Origin of the sequence: Arthrobacter sp. UC242_113, assembly GCF_044054585.1 — a bacterium.
GTDB lineage: Bacteria > Actinomycetota > Actinomycetes > Actinomycetales > Micrococcaceae > Arthrobacter.
This window is the reverse complement of record NZ_CP171968.1, coordinates 3,470,051-3,490,869: the sequence shown is the minus strand read 5'-3', so window position 1 is coordinate 3,490,869 and position 20,819 is coordinate 3,470,051. Positions and strand designations below refer to the sequence as shown.

The window sequence follows — 20,819 nt, the reverse complement described above, 5'->3', positions numbered from 1 at the left end:
GACGGTCAGCCGTTGCGCAGGATGTCGGCCGCAGCGTCCAAGCCTTCTTGCGTGCCGACAGCGACCAGCAGGTCACCGGGGTGAAGGAGGACGTCGGGGCCTGGGGAGGGAACCACCTCACCTTCACGCATGATCGCCACAATCGAAACACCACACCGGGTGCGGATGCAGGCCTTGCCCATGGGCTGGTTCTGGAACGGGGAATCCGCGGCGATGGAGAACTGCCTCGTGGTGATCCCCGGAACTTCCCTGTGCGCCTCCGTCAGCTTCATCGCGAGGTGCTGGCCGCCGAGCAGATTCCCCAGTGTTGCCGCCTCGTCGCCGGTCAGCGGTATCGAGGCCTGGCAGGTGTCCGGGTCATCCCACGTGGAGACGAACAGTTCGGTCTGGCCCTCGCGGAGTTCCACCACCCCGATGCGCCGGCCGGATGCTGTCATGAAGTCCTTGCGCCGGCCCAAACCCGGGAGGTCCGTCTCTTCCACGTTCATAACATCAGCCTAGTCTGCGAACCCGCGATTTCGGCTGAAACTTCGCGCCCTCCGGGGCCGCAAGTGTACGTTCGCGCTCGATTACGGGGGCGGGCTAGGACTGCGGGACGACGGCGATCTCGGCGTCGCTCGCGGCCTTGACCGGCAGGAGGACCAGCAGCCCCGCGAGCAGCACCACCATGATGCCCAAAATGCCCCAGCGCTGCGCGTCCCCCGCAGCCACGAGGGGAGTGGCGACGGTGATGCACAGCGTGAACAGGGCCGGGGCGAGGAAGCTGACGGCGCGGCCGGTGGTCGCGTACAGGCCGAACAGCTCACCCGATTCACCCTGCGGGGCCAGCCGCGCCAGATATGCACGGGACGAGGACTGCGCCGGCCCAACAAACAGGCAAAGGAACAGGCCGAAAACCCAGAACGTCGTGGCCCCGGACCATGGCACCCCAAAGAACGTGTGGTTGTCGTTGCCGAGCACCAGGATGACTGTTCCGGCGACCAGCAGGCCGGTGAGGGAGCTGATGATCACGGCCTTGGGCCCCACCCTGTCGTCCAGGAAACCGCCGATGATCGCGCCGGCGGCCGCCACGATGTTGCCGAAGATGGCGAAGAAGATGACCTGCGGCAGTTCGAAGCCGAAGGTGCCGGCCGCGATGATCCCGCCGAAGGTGAAGACCGCCGCCAGTCCGTCCCGGAAGATGGCGCTGGCCAGCAGGAAGAAAATGGTGTGCGGGCTGGTCCGGTAGATCGCCTTGATCCTGCGCGCCAGCAGCCCGTACGAGGCCAGGAAGCCGAGGCTTGCGGCCCGCTTCGGCTTGGGCAATTCCGGAACGGCGAACATGACCGGCAGCGCGAAGATGACGAACCACAGGGCTGAGAACACGGCCACCAGCCGGATATTCAGGCTGTCCTGCGTGGAGGCACCAAACCACTCGAAGCGCGGCTGCACGAAAAGCTGGAGCACGATGAGCAGGGCAACGATGCCGCCCAGGTAGCCCATGCCCCAGCCGAACCCGCTGACCTTGCCGATGTTCCGCGGGGTGGAAATCTGCGCCAGCATGGCGTTGTAGTTCACGCCCGCGAATTCGAAGAACACGTTAGCCAGGGCGATCAGGGACACTCCGAGCAGGAGGAATTCGGGCCGGGGGAAGACGAAGAAGCACAGTGCTGTCAGGATCGCGACGGCGGCCGTGTTGACTCCCAGCCAGAGCTTGCGGCGGCCCCCGGTATCGGACCGTTGACCCGTGACGGGCGCGAGCAGGGCAATGGCCGCGCCCGCAATGGCCAGCGCTCCTCCGAGCACCGCCGAGGCGCGGTCTTCGCCGCCGAACGCCTGGGACGTCAGGTAGACGGTGAAGACGAACGTCGTCATGACCGCGTTGAACGCCGCGGACCCCCAGTCCCACGCCGCCCAGGCCAGGACTCGGCCCTTGCTGGACGCCTGCGGTCCTGCTTCAAGTTCCGACGGCGGCTGCGTTGCCTCGGATGCGGCTGCGGGGTTCATAGGCCGATGCTATCCGCCCGTGGCGAACAGGGACCCAACAACCCTCCCGCGAACTGGCGAAACTTGCCCTGCGCCCGGCCTTCGAGGGGAAAACTGTCAGCACCCCCTTGATAAACTGTCGGAACCGAACCCAACGAATGACCGCCAGCTCCAACTTTTGATAACCGAATTCTGACATTGCGGAGATACCAGTGATCACAGTCCTTGCCGTGCACTTCGCGGTGGCCGCTGTGGCGCCGTTCGTCTTCCAGAAGTTCGGCCGCAACTCTTTTTACGCGCTGGCCGCGGTGCCAGCCGGTTCATTCGTCTGGCTCCTGTTCCAGCACGCCGCCGTCTACAGCACGGGGTCCCCTGCGGAAAACGGCCCAGCAGGAACCGGCGCACCCGCGGAAACCGTCCCGTGGATCCCGGGTCTCGGCATCGAATTCGCCTTCCGCATGGACGCCCTGGCCTGGGTCATGTCCCTGCTGGTCCTCGGCGTGGGCGCCCTGGTGCTGGCCTACTGCGCACGGTATTTCAAGGACAAGGACAGCTACCTCGGCGGGTTCGGCGCGCAGCTGCTGGCGTTCGCAGGGGCGATGTTCGGCCTGGTAACCGCGGACGACCTGCTCATGATGTTCATCTTCTGGGAACTCACCACGGTCCTGTCCTATCTTCTGATCGGCTACGCACGGACACGGCTCGCGGCCCGCCGCTCCGCGCTGCAGGCCCTGATGGTCACCACCGCCGGCGGCCTGGCCATGCTCGTTGGCCTGATTATGCTCGGTGCCAGCGCCGGCACGTACCGGATCTCCGCCATTCTCGAACAGGCACCAGAGCTGGTTTCCGGGCCGGCAGCGGGAGCCGTGGCGGCCGCCGTCGTCCTCATCCTGGTCGGTGCGGTGACCAAATCCGCGCTGGTCCCCTTCCACTTCTGGCTTCCGGGCGCCATGGCAGCACCAACTCCCGTGAGCGCTTACCTGCATGCCGCCGCCATGGTGAAGGCAGGCGTGTACATCGTGGCACGCCTCGCCCCGGGCTTCACCGACACTGCCTACTGGCTGCCGATTGTGCTCGGGCTCGGCCTCGCCACCATGCTGGTGGGCGGCTACCGGGCCCTGCGCCAGGCGGACATCAAGCTCATCCTGGCCTACGGCACCGTGAGCCAGCTGGGGTTCATCACCATGGTGGTGGGGCTTGGGAAGCCCGACGCCGCCCTCGCCGGCCTGGCCATGCTGCTCGCGCACGGGCTCTTCAAGGCGACCCTGTTCCTCGTGGTGGGCATCATCGACCACCAGTCGGGCACGCGCGACATCGGTAAGCTCTCGGGCGTTTTCCGCTCCTCCCGTGCCCTCGGCATCGTTGCCGGCATCGGCGCCGCATCCATGGCCGGCATCCCGCTGCTGGGCGGCTTCGTGGCAAAGGAGTCGGTGCTCGAGGCGTTCGTGCACTTCGCCGCAGCGCCCGGTTACGGCTCCTGGGGCGCAGTGGTCCTGGCGGGCGTGGTGCTCGGCTCCGTGCTGACCTTCGCTTACAGCGCGCGCTTCATGTGGGGTGCATTCGCGGTGAAGCCGGGCGTCGAGCGCACCCCCTTCAAGGCCATCCGCCCCTCCTTCCTGGCAGCCCCGGCGGCCCTGAGCGTCCTCACCATCGTGTACGGCCTGTGGCCGGCGCCTGTGGACGCCTGGATCCAGCCGTACGCGGCCCTGTTCACCGAGGGGACGCTAGCCGATGGAACGCACGACGCCGGCTCCGCGGCAGGTGCCGCGGGGCACCTGGCGCTGTGGCACGGGCTGACCCCGGCCTTGGGACTGACTGCCATCACGTTCGCCGCCGGCGCGGCGATGTTTTACGGACGCGGGCTGGTGGACCGGATCCAGAGCGTCATTCCGCCCTGGTTCGACGCCGACCGCGGCTACCAGCTGACCATCGGTGCCCTGGACGACGTCGCCGTGTGGATCACCGGACGCACGCAGCGCGGTTCGCTGTACTTCTACCTGGCCGTGATCCTCAGCGTCGCCTTCGTCCTGCCCCTGTCCGCCCTGATCGCCGCGAACAAGCCGCTTCCCGAAGGGCTGTATTTCGTCGACCCCAACTCGCCCCTGCAGCTGGTGGCAGGCGCCGGGATCGTGATCGGGGCGCTCGCCGCCGTCCGGGCCAACAAGCGGTTCCTTGCCGTGCTCATGGTTTCGGTCACCGGCTACGGCATCGCCCTGATGTTCGCGCTGCAGGGTGCCCCGGACCTGGCCCTGACGCAGATGCTCGTGGAAACGATCATCCTGGTGGCGTTCGTGCTTGCCATGCGCAGCCTCCCGGCGGAGCTGCGCGACCGCACCGGCGGCAAGTACCGGGTGGTCCGCGTGATCATCGGCCTGGCCTTCGGCGCCACCATGGTCTTCGCTGCCATCCACGCCATGGGCGCCCGGATCGCCACGCCCGTCTCCCTCGAGTTCCCGAAGCTGGCCTACGAGGGCGGCGGCGGTCTCAACATCGTCAACGTCACGCTCGTGGACATCCGCGCCTGGGACACCTTCGGTGAAATCTCCGTGCTGGCGCTCGCCGCGACCGGCGTGGCGAGCCTCATCTTCGTCCGGGGCCGCGGGGACCGGCTGCGCACAGCGTCCGCCGTGGCTGAGGGGACCGTCGGCCGCCGCCACGGCGTGGACAAATCATCGCGGGACGGCGCCGCCCTGGCGCTGACCCGCAAGTTTGCGGCGGCCGCGCGGGACCCGTGGCTGGTTGCCGGGCGCACGCTGGCGCCGGAACGCCGCTCCATCATCTTCGAAGTGGTCACCCGGCTGGTCTTCCACTCGATGATCATCTTCTCGCTCTACCTGCTGCTGGCCGGGCACAACCTCCCCGGCGGCGGCTTCGCGGGCGGCCTCATGGCCGGGCTGGCCCTCACGCTCCGCTACCTGGCGGGCGGCCGCTTCGAACTGCACGAAGCCACCCCCATCAGCGCCGGCACCCTGCTCGGGATCGGTCTGGCCACCGCCGCCTTGTCCGGTGCCGCGCCGGTACTGCTGGGCGGCCAAGTGTTCCAGAGCGCCATCATTGAGTTCTGGCTGCCCGTCTTTGGCGACATCAAGTTCGTCACGTCCACGATTTTCGACACTGGCGTCTACATCGTGGTGGTCGGCCTGGTGTTGGATGTTCTGCGCAGCCTCGGCGCCGAGATCGATGAGCACTTTGAAGAACGTCCCCTGCAGCTGGACGGGCAGGAGGGCATCGAACAGGAGGCCATCGAGGGCAGTGACCAAGTGTCCGCCGGCATCCCGGCCGGATCAACCCAAGGCGGCAAGGCATGACCGTGAACCTGACCCTGCTGACTGTCATGGGCGCCCTTTACGCCTGCGGCATCTACCTGATCCTGGAACGCAGCCTCACGCGCGTGCTGCTGGGGCTGATGCTGCTGGCCAACGCCACCAACCTGCTGATCCTTGCCACTGGTGGCTACGCCGGCCTGGCTCCCTTCTTAAGCAAGGACACGGACCCCGCGTCCTACAACGACCCCCTGCCGCAGGCGCTGATTCTGACGTCCATCGTCATTTCCTTTGCAGTCACGGCCTTCATGCTGGGCATCATCTACCGGACCTGGCTGCTTGCCCGGCAGGACGACATTCAGGACGACATCGAGGACCGCCGCGTGGCAGAAACCCCCAGCTTCGACGCGGAGGATGACGCCGTCATCCCCGTGGAAACCTCCGAGTTCCCGTTGCCCATGCGCGGACCGGACAGTTCCGCCGCGGCGGAACCGACGGCGACCGTCGTGGCGGGCGACCGGACGCTCCTGGCGGAGCATGCCGCGCAGGAGGAGAAGCCGGGATCCGGCAATATCGCAGCCACTGACCTTGACAACGCGCCCAGGGACGGAGGGGAGAAGTGAACCTCGCAAGCCTTGCCCCGCTCGCCGTCGTACTTCCCATCCTGGGGGCGGCGCTGACGTTCGTGCTGATCCGGCATTCCCGCGCGCAACGCGCGGTGAGCATTGCCCTGCTCTCGCTCACCCTGCTGCTGGAGTGCCTGCTCCTGGCGTCCGTCTGGAACGGCGGCACCGCCGCGGTGAACATCGGCGGCTGGGTGCCGCCGTGGGGGATTGTCCTGGTGGTGGACCAGTTCTCATCGCTCATGCTCGTGGTGTCCTCCGCGGTGAGCCTTGCCGTCCTCGTGTATGCCACCGGGCAGGGCATGGCCGACGGCGACCAGGACGCCCCGGTGTCGATCTTCCACCCCACTTACCTGATCCTGGTGGCCGGCGTCTCCAACGCGTTCCTCTCCGGGGACCTGTTCAACCTGTACGTCGGCTTCGAGATCCTGCTGACGGCCAGCTACGTGCTGATGACCCTCGGAGGCACAGGCCCCCGCATCCGGGCAGGCGTCACGTACGTGGTGGTCTCGGTGGTGTCGTCCGTGCTGTTCCTGATTGCCATCGCGATGGTCTACGGCGCAACGGGCACCATCAACATGGCGGACCTGGCCATCAAGCTCTCGGAGCTGGACCAGGGCACCAAGACGCTCCTGCACGTCATGCTGCTGGTGGCCTTCGGCATCAAGGCCGCCGTGTTCCCCCTGTCCTTCTGGCTGCCGGACTCTTACCCCACCGCGCCGGCTCCGGTCACGGCAGTGTTCGCCGGCCTGCTGACCAAGGTGGGCGTATACGCCATGGTCCGAACGGAAACCCTGCTGTTCCCCGGGGACAGCCTCAACACGCCCCTGATGGTGGTGGCGCTGCTGACCATGATCGTCGGCATCCTGGGCGCCCTCGCCCAGAGCGACATCAAGCGTCTGCTGTCCTTCACCCTGGTCAGCCATATCGGCTACATGGTGTTCGGCCTGGCGATGTCCTCCGTGGCCGGGCTGGCGGCGGCCGTGTTCTACGTGGCGCACCACATCACCATCCAGACGAGCCTCTTCCTGGTCACCGGGCTCATTGAGCGCCGCGGCGGCAGCTCCTCGGTGGACCGGCTTGCCGGGCTGGCCAAACTGTCCCCGCTGCTGGCCCTGCTGTTCTTCGTTCCCGCCATGAACCTTGCCGGCATCCCGCCGTTCTCGGGCTTCCTGGGCAAGCTCGGCCTGATGCAGGCCGGCATCGGCCTGGGAACCCCGCTGGCCTACGCCCTGGTGATCGGCGGCGTGCTGACCAGCCTCCTGACCCTCCTGGCCGTCGCCAGGGTGTGGAACCGTGCGTTCTGGCGCAAGGCCGAGGACGCAGAGCACCCCGACCCGGTGCTGCTGGCGGTCCCGGAAACGGCACAGGCGACAGGCTCGACGGCGGTTCGCCTGCTGCCGCGGACCATGGTGGGGTCCACGCTTGGCCTCGTGGTGCTGGGTGTGGCGCTCACCGTCTTCGCCGGGCCGCTCTTCCAGGTGGCGGACCAGTCCGCCGCAGCCATGCTGGACAGGTCTGCCTACATCCAGGCAGTGCTCGGCGACGCCGCGCCCGTCCCGGCTGCGGCGCTGAGCGGAGGCGGAAAGTGAGCCGCCGAAGAGTGTCCCTGCGGCAGGAACTGCCGCTGCTGGTCTGGCTCGTCATCGTCTGGGGCGCGCTCTGGCAGGACTTCAGCCCGGGCAACCTGCTCTTCGGTGCGCTGCTGGCGGTTGCCGTGGCGCGCCTGTTCTACCTGCCACCGGTGGAGCTGAGCGGACGCTTCAACGTACTGAGGGCCGTTCCGTTCGCAGTGGTGTTCCTCGGCCGGGTGGTGACCGCCAGCTGCCAGGTGTTCTACCTGGCGGTGGCCCAGGGGCCCAAGGTGACCAACGCCGTCGTCGCCGTTCCTTTGCGGAGCCATTCGGACCTGATGGTGACGGCCACCGGCCACGTGATCTCCCTGATTCCGGGGTCTTTGGTGGTGGAGGTGGACAGGTCCACGTCCACGCTGTACATCCACGGACTGAACGTACGGAACGGGGAGGACGTCATCAAACTGCGCAAGGAAGTCCGCGACACCGAGGCGGGGCTCATCCGGATCATGGGAACGAAGGAAGAGCTTGCCGCCCTGAACCAGGAGGTTGGCGCATGATGGGGCTTGTCCTCACCGTCACGGCTGTGGCGCTGGCCCTGGCCGCCGCGGGCGCGATCATCCGCATAGCCCGCGGCCCGTCGCTCCTGGACCGGGTCCTCGCGGCGGACGTGCTGCTGGCCATCCTCGGCGCGGCGCTGTGCATCGACATGGCCGTGAACCGACACCTGAACAACCTGATGCTGGTGGTTGCCGTCTCCGTTATCGGCTTTATCGGCTCGGTGACGGTGGCCCGGTTCGTGGCCGACAGGCGGGAGCAGCCCAGTGAACCCTGAACCCAATACCGTGGACGCTGTGATCGACGCGGTCTCGGCCGTGTTCATGGTGGTGGGCGCGCTGATGTCCCTTGCCGCCGCCATCGGCCTGCTGCGCTTTCCCGACCTGATGAGCCGCATGCATGCCGCCACCAAGCCCCAGGTACTTGGGCTGTTCCTGCTCCTTGCTTCCGTGGGCCTGCAGCTGCGGACGTGGTGGGTGTGGCCGGTGCTGTTCGTGGCCTGGATCTTCCAGCTGCTCACCGTCCCCGTTTCCGCCCATATGGTGGGCCGCGCAGGCTACCGCACCAAGCACCTCCACAAGGAGCTGCTCAGCAAAGACGAGCTGGAGGCCGTGGTGCAGAAGGCGGCCAAGGCGGCCCGGGAATCAGAGGCCGACGACGGCGGCAACCGAACCGCTCGCTGAGCCCGCCGGGAGCCCAGGTGCATAGTGCTCGGCTGCCTGCCCGGCGGCCTGTTCGAAAGGGCCGAACCGCATAAACGGGTCAGGCCCCGTCTGCTGTGCAGACGGGGCCTGACCGTTAGTGGCGGATCGCTGGACCTACCGGGTGGCGAGCACCCCGGTTGCGGTGCCGCCGCGGCTGGACTGGACCAGGACGCTGGTGATCTGCCGGCCCGGTCCGGGCTTGGCCCGGTAGGACCAGGCGCCGAGGGTGTCCACCTGAGCGGTGCCGATTTTTGCGTAGCTGATGACGCCATTTACGGGTGTGGTGTCGTAGATGACCACGGTGGTGGCCGGGACCAGGACGGCGGTGTTGCCGGCCAGCGTGGATGTGCCGGTAATCCGCAGTTCGGTGCCGAGCCGGTGCCGGGAGCCGGCGACGGCCATGGTGTCGGTCTGGATGGCCAGGTTCACGGTTGCCGGGGCGCTACCAATGCCGTTTTGATTCGCGACGATCAACTGCATGACGACCGGGTCGCTGGCCATGGGATCCAGGCGGCGGGTGAGGTCAGTGCTCTTGGCGTAGAAGGGCAGAGTGATGGTGGGCTTGGCGGTGGTGTCGCCGGTGATGGTGACGTTGGGTCCGCTGACTTTGCTCCACTTGTAGCTGGCGGCGCCGGTGGAGGTGCTGCCGTCCAGTTGGACGGTTCCGCCGGGGGTGATGGTGGTGGATGCTGCAGTGGCCACCGCCGTCGCGGGTTGTGTTTCGCCGGGTACGGGTCCCGTGCCGATGTCGACGACGGGACCGGGGTCCGGGGCCGGGGTGACCGGGTCCAGCCCGGCCGGCGTTGCTGCGCCGCCGGAGATGGTCACGGGCAGGGATGCCGAACCGCCGCTTGCGGTTTTCACCGTGACGATTGCCGGTGGGGCCTTCACCGGCCAGGATTTCTCGGCGCCGGTTCCGGTGGCCGATGCTTCCACGGTTCCCAGTCCTGTGACGGTCAGCGGGTAGCCTACGCTGGAGATGGCGCCGACGGTCAGGTTGGTGCCGTCGTAGATGGCTTTGGTGATCATGACGCCGCTGGGTTTGGTGACATTGACCTGGCTGCTGCTGGCGGGCTTGTCGCCGATGTTGGTGACCTTGACCGACGTCGGTGCGGTGCCGGTGAACTGGACGCGGGCGTAGTACCGTCCGGTGTCCGGGTCGCTGAGCATGGGGGTGGTCTCAAAGACCCCGGACTGCCCGTCCACCTGGAGCTGGGCGCCGCTGCCACTGCTGGCGAACACGTCGATCATGTTGCCGTTCAGGACGGCGCTGTCGCCGTTGACGCCCTGGTTGGTGGAGATTTTGCCCTGGACGGTGAACTGGTCTGTTTCCAGGGACACGCCGCCGCCGTTTACTGAGAACTTGTTGTAGCCTCCAATGCCGCCGATGACGGTGTGGTCCTGGGCCGGGTCGCCCAGGTAGCCGTCCGGGGCTTTCGGCAGGGTGGCCGGATCCCACTTCAGGAACGGACCGATGTTGCTCTTCAGCGCTGTGGTGAAGTTCCCGACTGCGGGGGAGATGTCTTCGACGAGTTTGCCGTCGCCGGCGCCGTCGGTGTCGATGGTGATGGTGCCGTAGGGGTGCTGGAACGTCAGGGTGCTGTTGGCGGGGCCACCCTTCACCACGATGCGCTGGCGGCCGAAGACGACCTGATCGCCCTGGGTGACCGTGTTGGCGAAGGCTGCCTCGAGGCCGAGGACCAGGACGGCGCGGCCGCCGTTGGGGAAGGCGAGTTCGGAGCCGGCGAGCATGTAGAACGCCTCTTCCGGGAAGTTGTCCGGGAAGGAGATGGGTGCTGTCTCGTCCGGGATGTCCCCGGGCAGGAAACCGCAGAGCGGGTTCTCCGCGTCAAGGCACAGTTCGACGCGTGTTTTGTTGCTGTCCTCGTACCAGGACGGGAAGCCGTACTCGGTGTTGACGGGACCGACGGCGGTCAGCTTGTTCGCGTTCGTCTGGGTTACCTGGGTTGCCGCCAAGGAGGCTCCTGCCCCTGTCGCCGCAAGCAGGACGGCAGTTGCGGCAGCAATGCCGCGGCGGCGGGACGCAGGGCTGGGGCCACGGTGTCGGGGGGCCAGGCGCTGGGCTGACAGGAAATGTGGTGTGGATACCATTTTTGTCTCCTCGTAAGACGCTGATGGCATCCACTAAAAATCGTGGGGGTTGGAAAAACGTTCGAGTTCCGGGTTGGAAAAACCTTGGCATTCGAGGCTTCATCCGGCGGTGTGGGGGGACCCACGCTGCTCTTGCAGCGACTGTGCTTATGCCCTCCAAGCGGCAAGCGGTGGACCGCCGAGGCAAAATGCGAACGGACCCGGCACCGCGGGTTGCGGTGCCGGGTCCGGCTGTTGTGAGCCCGGCCGAGGTCATCAGCACTGCCAGGTTCAGAACGGAATCAGTATGGCCTGCCGCGCTTGGGGAAACCCGGTCTCGGCCCGGGAGGGGCTGCCGGGCAACCCACCCCGTGTGGGGGCCGCAGCGTGGTTGGTCCCGACCGGCGGGGAGGCCTAGACGATGTCCTGGGTCTTGGCGAAGCGGGTGATAGCCCGCTGGGTGCCGCGGTTGGCCAGCACCTGGATGACCGCGCTCACGGAGGCGGAGACGAGGGCGAACGTGAGGGCGGTGCGCAACGTGGTGGGGACGTCGTCCTTGTCACCCTTGGGGGGCTTCCGGCCCGTGATCTTTTCCCAGATGGTGTCAACGGCCTTGGTGCCGGCGAATCCTGCCAGCAGGCTGATGCCTGTGCCAAGCAGTTTGATGAAGAAACTCATTGCGGAACTCCTCGCGTGATGAACACTGGTCTTTCCTTAGCCTAGCCGCATGGACCGGTGGATCTCCCGCAACGCCTGTACCACGAGGTCGTGGTCCGCCTTCTGCGGCAGCCCGGACACGGTGACCACGGCCACTGCCCCCACATCCCGCACATAAACGGGGAAGGCTCCGCCGTGGGCAGCGTAAGTCGCTTGGTCAAACCAGGCGTTGTCCTCGATCCGTCCGCCGCCGGCCCTGCCGCGCAGCCCCACCAGCAGCGACGGTTCCTCGTAGCGCACGGCAGTCCGCTGCTTGGCCCGCACCCAGCCTTCGTTATCCGGCGTGGCACCCTCGAGCGCCACATGGAAGAGCACCTGCTCCCCCTTGGTGATGTCGATGGCGATAGGCAGGTTCTCCTCCTTGCCCCGTTCCACCAGTTCCAGGCCCAGCGCCAGGGCGTCGTCCTTGGTGAACCTCGGGAACTGCAGTTCAGCCATCTCCCCTTCGACCTGCCCAATCAGGGCTTCCAAGGCTCCCGCCGGCTGCTCCGCGGAGGAATCGGGGTCAAAGGCGGGCAGGGCAGCGCTGCCGGAGTCCTGTTGCGTCATGGCCCCAATCTACTCCGGACCGTTGTCCCAACGCCGCATGAAAACTTCCGCATTGTGACAGCGGCCCCCGGTTTCCGGGGCGGGCGAGGTGTAAACTGGATCAGCCCACAAGGGCAGATTTATCACGACAGGGGAGCGCCGCCGTCGGGATGCAAAGGCAACTGCCAGCGCAACCGGGGAAGGGCGCTGAGAGTGCGGACAGCCGCAGACCCTCGAACCTGATCCGGCTAGTACCGGCGCAAGGGAGTCGAGTTCTCAGAGTGCCCGGCAGCGCGAGGCCCAGCCACCCGCAGCCGGGGAAACACTTTCCCCTCCTGTTCCTCAGGAGGACCATCATGACAACTGCAGCAATCAAGAAGACCAGCTACAGCTGGCGCGTGGCGGACATCGTCGTGGCGGCGCTCATCGCCGTTGCCGGCGGCGTCATCTTCTGGGCCTGGTCCCAGGGCGCCAACCTCATCTCCACCCCGGTCAACGCCCTCTACCCTCCGCTGACCGGCCTCTACGCCGGCGGCTGGATGATTCCGGCGGTCCTGGGAATGCTCATCATCCGCAAGCCCGGCGCAGCCCTGTTCTGCGAGAGTGTGGCTGCCACCGGCGAGCTGCTCATGGGCTCGCAGTATGGCACCACGGTGCTCATTTCCGGACTTCTGCAGGGCCTGGGGGCGGAGCTTGTGTTCGCCGCCTTCGCGTACAAGAAGTTCAACCTGCCCGCCTCGCTGCTTGCCGGGGCCGGCGCCGGACTGTTCTGCGGGCTCAACGACTCCTTCGCCCCCTGGGGCTGGAACATCGCCTACGCCGCCGGCGACAAGCTCGCGTACATCGTGTTCTGCGCCATTTCCGGCGCGGTCATCGCGGGCGCCCTGTCGTGGATCGCCGCCCGAGGCCTGGCCAGGACCGGCGTGCTGAGTTCCTTCGCGTCCCGCAAGGCAGCCACGGAGCCCGTCTTCTCCTAATGCCCGGACAAGACAACGCCGGCGTCCGCCCCGCCGCGGTCACCGCCCGCGGCTGGGGCTGGCGCCACGCCGGCCGCACCAAACCGGCCGTCCATGCCCTCGACCTGGACATCCGCCCCGGCGAGCGGGTCATGCTGCTGGGCCCATCCGGAGCCGGCAAGTCCACCCTGCTTCACGCCCTGGCCGGCGTGCTGGGGGACAGTGACGCGGACGACGCCGGCACTCCCGACCGGGACGACGCGGACGAGAGCGGAGACCTGCTCATCGACGGCGCGCCGCCCCGTTCCCGGCGCGGCCGTGCCGGGCTCATGCAGCAGGACCCGGAGACGCAGGTGGTGCTCTCCCGCCTGGGCGACGACGTCGCCTTCGGCGCCGAGAATCTGTCGGTGCCCCGCGAGGAGATCTGGCGTCGCGTGCACGAGGCGCTGGACGACGTCGGGCTGTCGCACCTTCCCCTCAACCACCCGACGTCGGCCCTCTCCGGCGGCCAGAAGCAGCGCCTGGCGCTCGCCGGCATCCTGGCGATGCGGCCGGGACTCCTCCTGCTGGACGAGCCCACCGCGAACCTCGACCCGGACGGCGTCCTGGAAGTCCGGGACGCCGTGGGCCGCTGCCTCGACAAGACCGGGGCCACCCTGGTGGTGGTGGAGCACCGGGTAGCTGCCTGGAAAGACCTGGTGGACCGGATCGTGGTCCTGCAGCCGGGGTCCGCCTCGGACGGCGCGGTGCTGATCGACGGGACCCCGGACGAGGTTCTCGAGGAGGCGCGCGGGATGCTCACTGCCGCCGGCGTCTGGGTCCCCGGCTATGTTCCTGAGACGCGGCGCCGTTCGGCTGCCGGCGCTCCGCCGACCCCCGGCGCTAGCACCGGCCAGCTGCTGCTGGCGGCGGAAAAGCTTGCCGTGTCGCGGGAACGTCCACGCCGCCGCGGCTTCCGCTCTGTACCCCCTGAGCCCGTTCTGCGCGACGTCACAGCGCAGGTCCGGGCGGGCGAGGCGCTGACCGTCACAGGTCCCAACGGCGCCGGCAAGTCCACCTTTGCGCTGACCCTGGCCGGGCTGTTGCCGCCGGTGGACGGCAAGGTCTCCGCGACGGTAGAACTGAGCGGCGGAGCCGGAATTGACCCGTACGAGTGGAGGGCCGAGCAGCTGATCGCCCGGATCGGCACGGTGTTCCAGGAACCCGAACACCAGTTCGTCACCGGCCGTGTCCTGGACGAGCTGCAGTTCGGCCCTCGCCATCTGGGCCACGGCGAGGAGCGCGTCGACGAGCTGCTGGAGCGGCTGCGCCTCACACATCTCGTGGACGCCAACCCGTACACCCTCTCCGGCGGGGAGAAACGCAGGCTGTCCGTGGCCACCGTCCTGGCGGCACACCCGCAGGTACTCGTGCTGGACGAGCCCACCTTCGGACAGGACGCCAACACCTGGGCGGAGCTTGCCTCATTCCTTTCGGAACTGCTGGATGCCGGCACGGCCGTGGTGTCCGTGACCCACGACGAGGAGTTCACCCAGGTGCTCGGCGGCACCGAGCTGCGGCTGGGGTCCGGGCTGGGCAACAACGCGCCAAGTCCCGCTGAACCGACGTCAGAACAGGCTGCAACATGAGGGAGGCACTGACACTTGCCGGAAACCGGGCGGTGCTGACGCGCGCCAATCCGCTGGCCAAATTCGCAGCCGTCTTCCTGATCACCCTGGTTCTGGCGCTGTCCATCGACTGGATGTCGGCGTCGGTGGCTCTCGCGTGCGAGCTGCTGGTCTTCCCGCTGGCAGGGCTGACGTTCTCGCTGCTGTGGCAGCGCGGCTGGCCGCTGATCCTTGCGGCCGCCGTGGGCGGCTGGAGCACCTCCATCCTGTCGCCGGACAGCGGGAGGATACTGCTCGACGTCGGCCTCTGGTCCATGAGCGAAGGTTCCCTTCAGCTGGGGCTGGGTTTTCTGCTCCGGGGCCTGGCCATTGCCCTGCCTGCTGTGCTGCTGATGAGCTGCACCGATCCCACGGACTTGGCGGACGCCCTGGCGCAAAAGGCGCGGCTGCCGCACCGCTTTGTGCTGGGTACCCTGGCTGCCATGCGGCTGGTCGGACTGATGGCCGAGGAATGGCAGACCATCGGAATGGCCCGGCGCGCCCGGGGCGTCGGATCGCGCGGCAACCCGTGGCAACGGCTGCGGGCCACCCTGGGGCAGAGCTTCGGCCTCCTGGTCCAGGCCATCCGCCGCGCCACCCGGCTTGCCGTGACCATGGAAGCCCGCGGGTTCGGCGGGGCCAGCCGGACCTGGGCGCGCGTGTCCACCTACAGCGTGCTGGACGTCTGGGTGGTGCTCGGCGGAGTGCTGATCGCTGCCGGCGCCGTGGCTGGTGCGCTGTGGGCCGGAACCTGGAACATGGTGTGGCTGGAGGGCTCCTAACCTGACTGGCGCCTAACCTGCAGGCCGGGCCATCCGGACCTCGGCCAGCCCCTCCCAGTCTTCGATCGTGTCCCTGGCGCCGGTGAAGACGAAGCCGTTGCGTTGGTAGAAGGCCTGGGCGCGCGGGTTGTCCTCGGCGACCCACAGCGCGGCCGCTTCGCGCCCGATCGCAGCCTCGAGCAGGGCCTGACCGAGCCCCCTGCCGTGGTGGGACGCAAGGAGATAGATGCCCCACAGCTCGGTCTGCTCCCTCAGCCCCTCTGCGGGCGGAAGGGAACCGGCAAACCCCACCAGCTTCCCGGCGTCGTCCGCTACGAACTGCCGGCCCGCATGCGGGCCGGCCAGAAGGTGCCGCCACATGGCCAGTCGCTCTTCCACGCCTTGCCTGGCCATAAAGCCGGGTGACAGCAGGTGCGTGTAGGTTTCGCGCCAGCATTCCAAGTGGAGCCGGGCCAGGGCCTGGGCCTCCTCGGGGGCGGCCTGGCGGACGCTGCAGGTGTGATCCATGGGGCCGAGTCTAAATGTTGGCGGGGTGCGTCAAATGCAGGAGTGGTTGTAGTCGAAGCCGTCCGCCACGAACTGGGTGAGGACTACTTTGCCGCCGGCAGTTAAAGGCGGCGCGGAACACATGTTCGTGGCGTCGGCGGAAGTGCGCGCCCCGGCCAACCAGCTCGGCAGGGAATAGAGGCTGCTGGCCGAGCCGACCTCGCCCACGATCTGTCCCCACTGCCGCGCCGAGGAGTAGATGCCCACCCTGGCCCCGATGCTGTGGAAAAAGTCAGTCATGCCCTCCAGATCCGCCCGGTTGGCGTTCCTGTCGCCTGACCAGCTGTTGCCAGTCTCGACATCCAGCCACCAGAGGTAGGTCCCAGGGTCCGAGACGGTGCGAAGGTATGCGTCGTCGAAGGCTTTCGCGTACCCGTACATGTAGGCGCACGCCGCGTCCTCCTTGCCTTGGCAGGTGCCGTACGGGTTGGCCACGGCCGTGCCGCCGTACTCGTTGCTCGCCGGCCACCAGGTGCCGCGCAGCCCGGGATTCGCGGTGTTCACATAGAGCGCAAGTCGGGGCTGGCCCGTCCCTCCGGAGGCGTCCTCCCCCCAGTCAAGCTGCTGGTGGAGGCAGGGGTTGGTGGTGTTGGCGCGCCCGTTGTTGACTCCGACAATCGCGAACGCAGGGTCGTCGGGCAGCTCGCGGCTGCACTGCGGCCAGGAGACATCGTTGCCCAAGGCAACCCTGCCGGATTCTGGCGGCTCTACCGGCTGACGGGCCGCCGGCCGCGGGGATTGCGGCGAGGCGGGTGGCTGCGCCTGCGCGGCGCCGCTGGGAGTGGCGGAAGCCCTCGGCGAATCCTGGGTGACGGTTGATTCGGGTGCCGGCGGTGCGCCGTCGTCCAGCCTCGGTCCCGGGATGAAGCCCACGGCTGTAGCCACCACGAAGGACAGCAGCGCTGAAGCCGGACGGCCGGCGGGGCGGAACCTGCCGAGCACGGCGGAGCTGAAAATGGACACGGCGGCCTCCCATCCCCTTATGGCCGCAACACGTACCGCTAGCTTCCCCCCGCATGCGGGCCCCGGTCAAGGCTGGTCCCCGCCCTTGACCGGGGCTGCGGAGGCCGTAAGAGAGACTGCCACACTACCGAAGCCCGTTATTGAATACTTATGCGTGTAACGGGTACATCACGGGGCTGATTGCCCGCTCGAAGACCCGCAAGGCGACGAAATAACTCATATCTGATATATTTTTCCCATGACACAACAGACTGTTGAACATGTTGGTCTTCTGCTCCGCGACGCCCGCGGCCAGAAGGGGTGGACCCAGGGCCAGTTGGCCGCGGAACTCGGCACCAGCCAAAGTGCCGTGGCCCGCATGGAACAGGGCAAGCAAAACATGAGCCTGAAAATGATCCAGCGCCTGGAGGCCATCTTGGGCCGCAGCTTTGTCCAGCTCGGCAAATCGCAGATGACCCACCTCCGCGTCGAGGGCGGCAGGACGCTGTCGGGGTCCGTCGATGTCAACACCAGCAAGAACGCCGGGGTCGCCCTGCTCTGCGCCAGCCTCATCAACCGCGGCACCACGACGCTGCGCCGGCTGGCCCGCATCGAGGAAGTCAACCGCATTGTCGAGGTTCTGAGCAGCATCGGCGTCGAATGCACCTGGCTCAACGACAACGACCTTCGCCTCCGCCGGCCCGCGGATCTCGACCTGGCGTCCATGGACGCCGAAGCCGCGCGCCGGACCCGCAGCGTCATCATGCTGCTGGGCCCGCTGCTGGACGTGACCGATGAGTACCGGCTGCCCTACGCCGGAGGCTGCGACCTGGGCATCCGCACCGTGGAGCCGCACATGCAGGCACTGCGGCAGTTCGGCCTGTCCGTGGAGGCCAGTGCCGGCTTCTACAGCGTGCAGGCACCTCCCACCGACGAACTGGACAGGTCCTTCGTGCTGACCGAGCGCGGCGACACCGTTACGGAGAACGCCATCATGGCCGCCGCCCACCGCTGCGGCACCACTGTCATCCGTAACGCCAGCCCCAACTACATGGTCCAGGACCTCTGCTTCTACCTGCAGCGGCTGGGCGTGGAGATCGAGGGCGTCGGAACCACCACGCTGAAGATCACCGGCAAACCGACCATCGACGTCGACATCGAGTACTTCCCCTCGGAAGATCCCATCGAGGCGATGAGCCTCATCACCGCCGGCATTGTCACCAACTCAGAGGTGACCATCCGCCGGGTGCCCATCGAATTCATGGAGATCGAGCTGGCCACCCTGGAGCAGATGGGCCAGCAGCTGGAGGTCTCCGGCGAGTACATGGCCCGCAACGGGCGCACCCGGCTGGTGGACGTGACCACGAAGCCCTCGGAGCTGCGCGCGCCGGAGGACAAGATCCACCCGATGCCGTTCCCCGGGCTGAACATCGACAACCTCCCGTTCTTCGCGGTGATCGCGGGCAACGCCGAGGGCCAGACCATGATCCACGACTGGGTCTACGAGAACCGTGCGATCTACCTGACGGAGCTGAACAAGCTGGGTGCCCGGGTCCAGCTCCTGGACCCGCACCGCATCTACGTCAACGGCCCCACACGCTGGCGTGCCGCGGAGGTTGGCTGCCCGCCCGCGCTGCGCCCCGCTGCCTGCCTCCTCCTGGCGATGCTGGCGGCCCGCGGAGTTTCCGAGCTGCGCAACATCTACGTCATCGAGCGCGGCTACGAGGACCTCGCGGAGCGGCTCAACACCATCGGCGCCAAGATCGAGTACTTCCAGGACTGACGTAAACCAAGCGCGAACCTGCAGATAACGACCCCTCCGAGCGATTTTGAGGGTGTTATCTGCCCGTTCGCGCTTCGTCATGTCGGGGACGTTTCCGCTGGTCTGGCGCACAATGAAGGCATGCGGACTTTTGGCGTGGAGGAAGAGCTCCTGATCGTTGATCCGGACAGCGGGGAACCGCTGGCGCTCGCCGATGCCCTGCTGGCGCGCCGCAAACTCGCCGCCGACGACGCCCCGGGCAAGCCCCGGCTGCTGAAGAAAAAGGCCGAAACCAAGTGCGACGACGAGATGGGCCTGAGCGCAGAACTCAAGCTCGAGCAGATCGAGACGCAGACACGCCCGTGCCTGGACCATGCGGAACTGCTGCGCCAGATCCGCGCCGGCAGGGCACTGGCTGACGAAGCCGCCCAGGGACACAGTGCGCGGATTGCCGCCCTGGCCACCTCGCCGCTGGCCCTCTCCAGCCACACCACGCCGGATCCGCGCTACGCCAGGATGCTCGAACGGTTCGGCCTGACCGCCCAGGAGCAGCTCACCTGCGGTTTCCATGTGCACACCTACATCGAATCCCCCGACGAAGGCGTGGCAGTGCTGGACAGGATCCGGGACAAGCTGGCCGTCCTGATTGCGCTCAGTGCCAACTCGCCGTTCTGGAACGGCGTGGAAACCGGGTTCGAGAGCTACCGGACGCAGGCGTGGAACCGCTGGCCGTCGTCGGGCCCGTCTGCCATCTACGGCAACCTGTCAACCTACCGCCGCGTAGTGAGCCGGCTGCTGGATAGCGGAGTGGTCCTGGACGAGGGGATGATCTATTTCGACGCGCGCCTCTCCCGTAACCATCCCACAGTGGAGGTGCGGGTGGCGGACGTCTGCCTCCGCGCCGAGGATGCCGCACTGATCGCTGTCCTGGTCCGTGCGCTGGTGGAATCGGCGTGCCGGGAATGGCGTGAGGGTGTGGAGCCGGCACCCGTGCCGACGGTGCTACTGCGGATGGCCGCCTGGCAGGCCAGCAACTTCGGCCTGCGCGGTGAACTGCTGGATTTCGGCAGCTTCCGGCCCGCGCCTGCCGAAGACGTGGTGAACTCCCTGGTCGACTTCCTGGAGCCGGTGCTGGCCGAGAACGGCGAAATTGAACTGGCCCGGCAGGGCGTCGAGGCGATCTTTGCACGGGGCACCGGCGCTGCTGAACAGCGCGGCATCCGCCAGCTGGTGCTGGACAAGGCAGAGCCCGACGACGGCGGGCTGGGCGCCGTCGTCGCGCACGCCGTGCGCGCCACGCACAAGGGAGCCGAGGAGTACGTCGGCCCGGATGCCGCGGACGCCCCGGAACTCCTGCGCGTCCGGCAGCTCTAACTCCGCGCACTGAGTCCGCACAGTCCGCGCTCATGGGCAGGGATGTTTCCGGTGGTCATTTTCCGGTAAACCGCGTGAAACGTCGGCTGGCTAGTGTGGCATGACAAGCACCGCGCGGCGGAAGGAACAGACCATGCGCGTAGGAATCATCAGGGCCTTAACCACCACCGACCGGCGACTGCTCAACTCACACGGAAAGCTGCTCCGCGACACCTTCGGCTTCGATGTCACTACCCGGTGCATCCCGGACCAGCCCTCGGGAGTCCACGACGCTGACTCGCTGCAGCGCGCGGTGCCCAAAGTAGTGGAGCTTGCACTGGACATGGCTCCGGACGTCGACGCGCTGGTCATCAGCTGCACCGCGGATCCGGGTTTGCCGGAGGTGCGCACCCTGCTGGACATTCCCGTGATCGGTGCCGGCTCCGCGGCGGCCGCGGCTGCACTCGCCTTCGGCGGCCGGGTGGGAGTGCTTGGCCTCAAGCACTCCGTGCCGGGTCCCATTTCCGACGCACTGGGCGACCGCATGCTCCTGATCGATGGCCCCGACAGTGTGGAGACGCCGGACGGCTTCCTCCTGCCAACAGGCATCTTCGATGCGCTCGCCGGCGCACACATGCTGGCGGACGCCGGCGCGGATGTCATTCTCGAGGCGAGTGCCGGGCTGACGAGCATCGGCATGACAGACGTCCTGCGGCGGAGGCTGGGGATTCCCGTGATCGACCCCGTCACGGCCGCCGGCTCCGTGCTTATCTCCGCCGTGGCGGCCCGCGAGCTTCAGGCCGTTTGAG

At 67.5% G+C, this 20,819-nt stretch carries 19 protein-coding genes and 1 riboswitch; of the genes, 12 read left to right on the top strand and 7 right to left on the bottom strand.

The window, feature by feature from the left end:
• Window positions 1-5: 5 nt before the first annotated feature.
• Together ACHMXB_RS15940 and ACHMXB_RS15935 are read right to left on the bottom strand one after the other, a co-directional pair.
• Window positions 6-488 carry a cation:proton antiporter regulatory subunit gene (locus tag ACHMXB_RS15940; RefSeq protein ID WP_190605578.1) on the bottom strand — a complete coding sequence of 161 codons (483 nt, stop codon included), beginning with the start codon at window positions 486-488 and terminating at the stop codon, window positions 6-8.
• 94 nt (window positions 489-582) lie between these two features.
• The gene (locus ACHMXB_RS15935) at window positions 583-1,986 is read right to left on the bottom strand and encodes an MFS transporter (RefSeq protein ID WP_395399882.1); all 1,404 of its coding nucleotides are present in this window, start codon (window positions 1,984-1,986) and stop codon (window positions 583-585) included.
• A gap of 191 nt (window positions 1,987-2,177) precedes the next feature.
• On the opposite strand from ACHMXB_RS15935, the gene ACHMXB_RS15930 reads away from it, so the two are divergent.
• The 6 genes from ACHMXB_RS15930 to mnhG are packed head-to-tail and all read left to right on the top strand — an operon-like array spanning window position 2,178 to window position 8,666.
• On the top strand, window positions 2,178-5,273 hold the full coding sequence (locus tag ACHMXB_RS15930) for a Na+/H+ antiporter subunit A (protein WP_395399880.1): 3,096 nt from the start codon (window positions 2,178-2,180) through the stop codon (window positions 5,271-5,273).
• Window positions 5,270-5,851 (top strand): Na(+)/H(+) antiporter subunit C, encoded by a 582-nt coding sequence (locus tag ACHMXB_RS15925; protein ID WP_395399878.1) that lies wholly within the window; start codon window positions 5,270-5,272, stop codon window positions 5,849-5,851. Before ACHMXB_RS15930 ends, ACHMXB_RS15925 begins: the two co-directional genes overlap by 4 nt.
• Entirely contained in the window at window positions 5,848-7,443 is a 1,596-nt protein-coding gene (locus tag ACHMXB_RS15920) for a Na+/H+ antiporter subunit D (RefSeq protein ID WP_395399876.1), read from the top strand. Before ACHMXB_RS15925 ends, ACHMXB_RS15920 begins: the two co-directional genes overlap by 4 nt.
• Window positions 7,440-7,985, top strand: a complete 546-nt coding sequence (locus tag ACHMXB_RS15915; RefSeq protein WP_395399874.1) for a Na+/H+ antiporter subunit E — start codon at window positions 7,440-7,442, stop codon at window positions 7,983-7,985. The genes ACHMXB_RS15920 and ACHMXB_RS15915 overlap by 4 nt, the downstream gene beginning before the upstream one ends.
• Window positions 7,982-8,260, top strand: coding sequence for a monovalent cation/H+ antiporter complex subunit F (locus ACHMXB_RS15910; protein ID WP_395399872.1), 279 nt, complete (start codon window positions 7,982-7,984; stop codon window positions 8,258-8,260). Before ACHMXB_RS15915 ends, ACHMXB_RS15910 begins: the two co-directional genes overlap by 4 nt.
• The gene (mnhG, locus tag ACHMXB_RS15905) at window positions 8,250-8,666 is read left to right on the top strand and encodes a monovalent cation/H(+) antiporter subunit G (protein ID WP_395399870.1); all 417 of its coding nucleotides are present in this window, start codon (window positions 8,250-8,252) and stop codon (window positions 8,664-8,666) included. Before ACHMXB_RS15910 ends, mnhG begins: the two co-directional genes overlap by 11 nt.
• A 135-nt stretch (window positions 8,667-8,801) precedes the next feature.
• On the opposite strand, the gene ACHMXB_RS15900 is transcribed toward mnhG, so the two are convergent.
• From ACHMXB_RS15900 to ACHMXB_RS15890, 3 genes are all read right to left on the bottom strand, one after another.
• On the bottom strand, window positions 8,802-10,799 hold the full coding sequence (locus ACHMXB_RS15900) for a PKD domain-containing protein (RefSeq protein WP_395399868.1): 1,998 nt from the start codon (window positions 10,797-10,799) through the stop codon (window positions 8,802-8,804).
• A gap of 393 nt (window positions 10,800-11,192) precedes the next feature.
• On the bottom strand, window positions 11,193-11,456 hold the full coding sequence (locus tag ACHMXB_RS15895; protein WP_102973435.1) for a DUF4235 domain-containing protein: 264 nt from the start codon (window positions 11,454-11,456) through the stop codon (window positions 11,193-11,195).
• Between the two features lie 36 nt (window positions 11,457-11,492).
• Window positions 11,493-12,044: a heme-degrading domain-containing protein gene (locus tag ACHMXB_RS15890; protein ID WP_395399866.1), complete on the bottom strand. Its 552-nt coding sequence runs from the start codon at window positions 12,042-12,044 to the stop codon at window positions 11,493-11,495.
• 119 nt (window positions 12,045-12,163) lie between these two features.
• Window positions 12,164-12,307: riboswitch (TPP riboswitch) on the top strand.
• Window positions 12,308-12,379: 72 nt separating this feature from the next.
• Between ACHMXB_RS15890 and ACHMXB_RS15885 the strand changes: the two genes are divergently transcribed.
• Genes ACHMXB_RS15885 through ACHMXB_RS15875 form a run of 3 tightly spaced genes read left to right on the top strand, consistent with a single transcriptional unit; the run spans window position 12,380 to window position 15,407 of the window.
• A complete protein-coding gene (locus ACHMXB_RS15885; RefSeq protein WP_395399864.1) occupies window positions 12,380-13,000 on the top strand; it encodes an ECF transporter S component in 621 nt (206 codons plus the stop codon).
• Window positions 13,000-14,607: an ABC transporter ATP-binding protein gene (locus ACHMXB_RS15880; RefSeq protein ID WP_395399862.1), complete on the top strand. Its 1,608-nt coding sequence runs from the start codon at window positions 13,000-13,002 to the stop codon at window positions 14,605-14,607. The genes ACHMXB_RS15885 and ACHMXB_RS15880 overlap by 1 nt, the downstream gene beginning before the upstream one ends.
• The gene (locus ACHMXB_RS15875; RefSeq protein ID WP_395399860.1) at window positions 14,604-15,407 is read left to right on the top strand and encodes an energy-coupling factor transporter transmembrane component T family protein; all 804 of its coding nucleotides are present in this window, start codon (window positions 14,604-14,606) and stop codon (window positions 15,405-15,407) included. Before ACHMXB_RS15880 ends, ACHMXB_RS15875 begins: the two co-directional genes overlap by 4 nt.
• Before the next feature lie 12 nt (window positions 15,408-15,419).
• Here ACHMXB_RS15875 and ACHMXB_RS15870 read toward each other — a convergent pair whose 3' ends face one another.
• Entirely contained in the window at window positions 15,420-15,914 is a 495-nt protein-coding gene (locus tag ACHMXB_RS15870; protein WP_395399858.1) for a GNAT family N-acetyltransferase, read from the bottom strand.
• 30 nt (window positions 15,915-15,944) lie between these two features.
• Window positions 15,945-16,916 carry a hypothetical protein gene (locus ACHMXB_RS15865; RefSeq protein WP_395399856.1) on the bottom strand — a complete coding sequence of 324 codons (972 nt, stop codon included), beginning with the start codon at window positions 16,914-16,916 and terminating at the stop codon, window positions 15,945-15,947.
• A gap of 238 nt (window positions 16,917-17,154) precedes the next feature.
• Between ACHMXB_RS15865 and ACHMXB_RS15860 the strand changes: the two genes are divergently transcribed.
• From ACHMXB_RS15860 to ACHMXB_RS15850, 3 genes are all read left to right on the top strand, one after another.
• Window positions 17,155-18,678, top strand: a complete 1,524-nt coding sequence (locus ACHMXB_RS15860) for a UDP-N-acetylglucosamine 1-carboxyvinyltransferase (RefSeq protein WP_395399854.1) — start codon at window positions 17,155-17,157, stop codon at window positions 18,676-18,678.
• A 120-nt stretch (window positions 18,679-18,798) separates the two neighbouring features.
• Window positions 18,799-20,031: a glutamate--cysteine ligase gene (locus ACHMXB_RS15855; RefSeq protein WP_395399852.1), complete on the top strand. Its 1,233-nt coding sequence runs from the start codon at window positions 18,799-18,801 to the stop codon at window positions 20,029-20,031.
• Between the two features lie 133 nt (window positions 20,032-20,164).
• Window positions 20,165-20,818, top strand: a complete 654-nt coding sequence (locus tag ACHMXB_RS15850; RefSeq protein ID WP_395399850.1) for an aspartate/glutamate racemase family protein — start codon at window positions 20,165-20,167, stop codon at window positions 20,816-20,818.
• Window position 20,819: the final 1 nt, after the last annotated feature.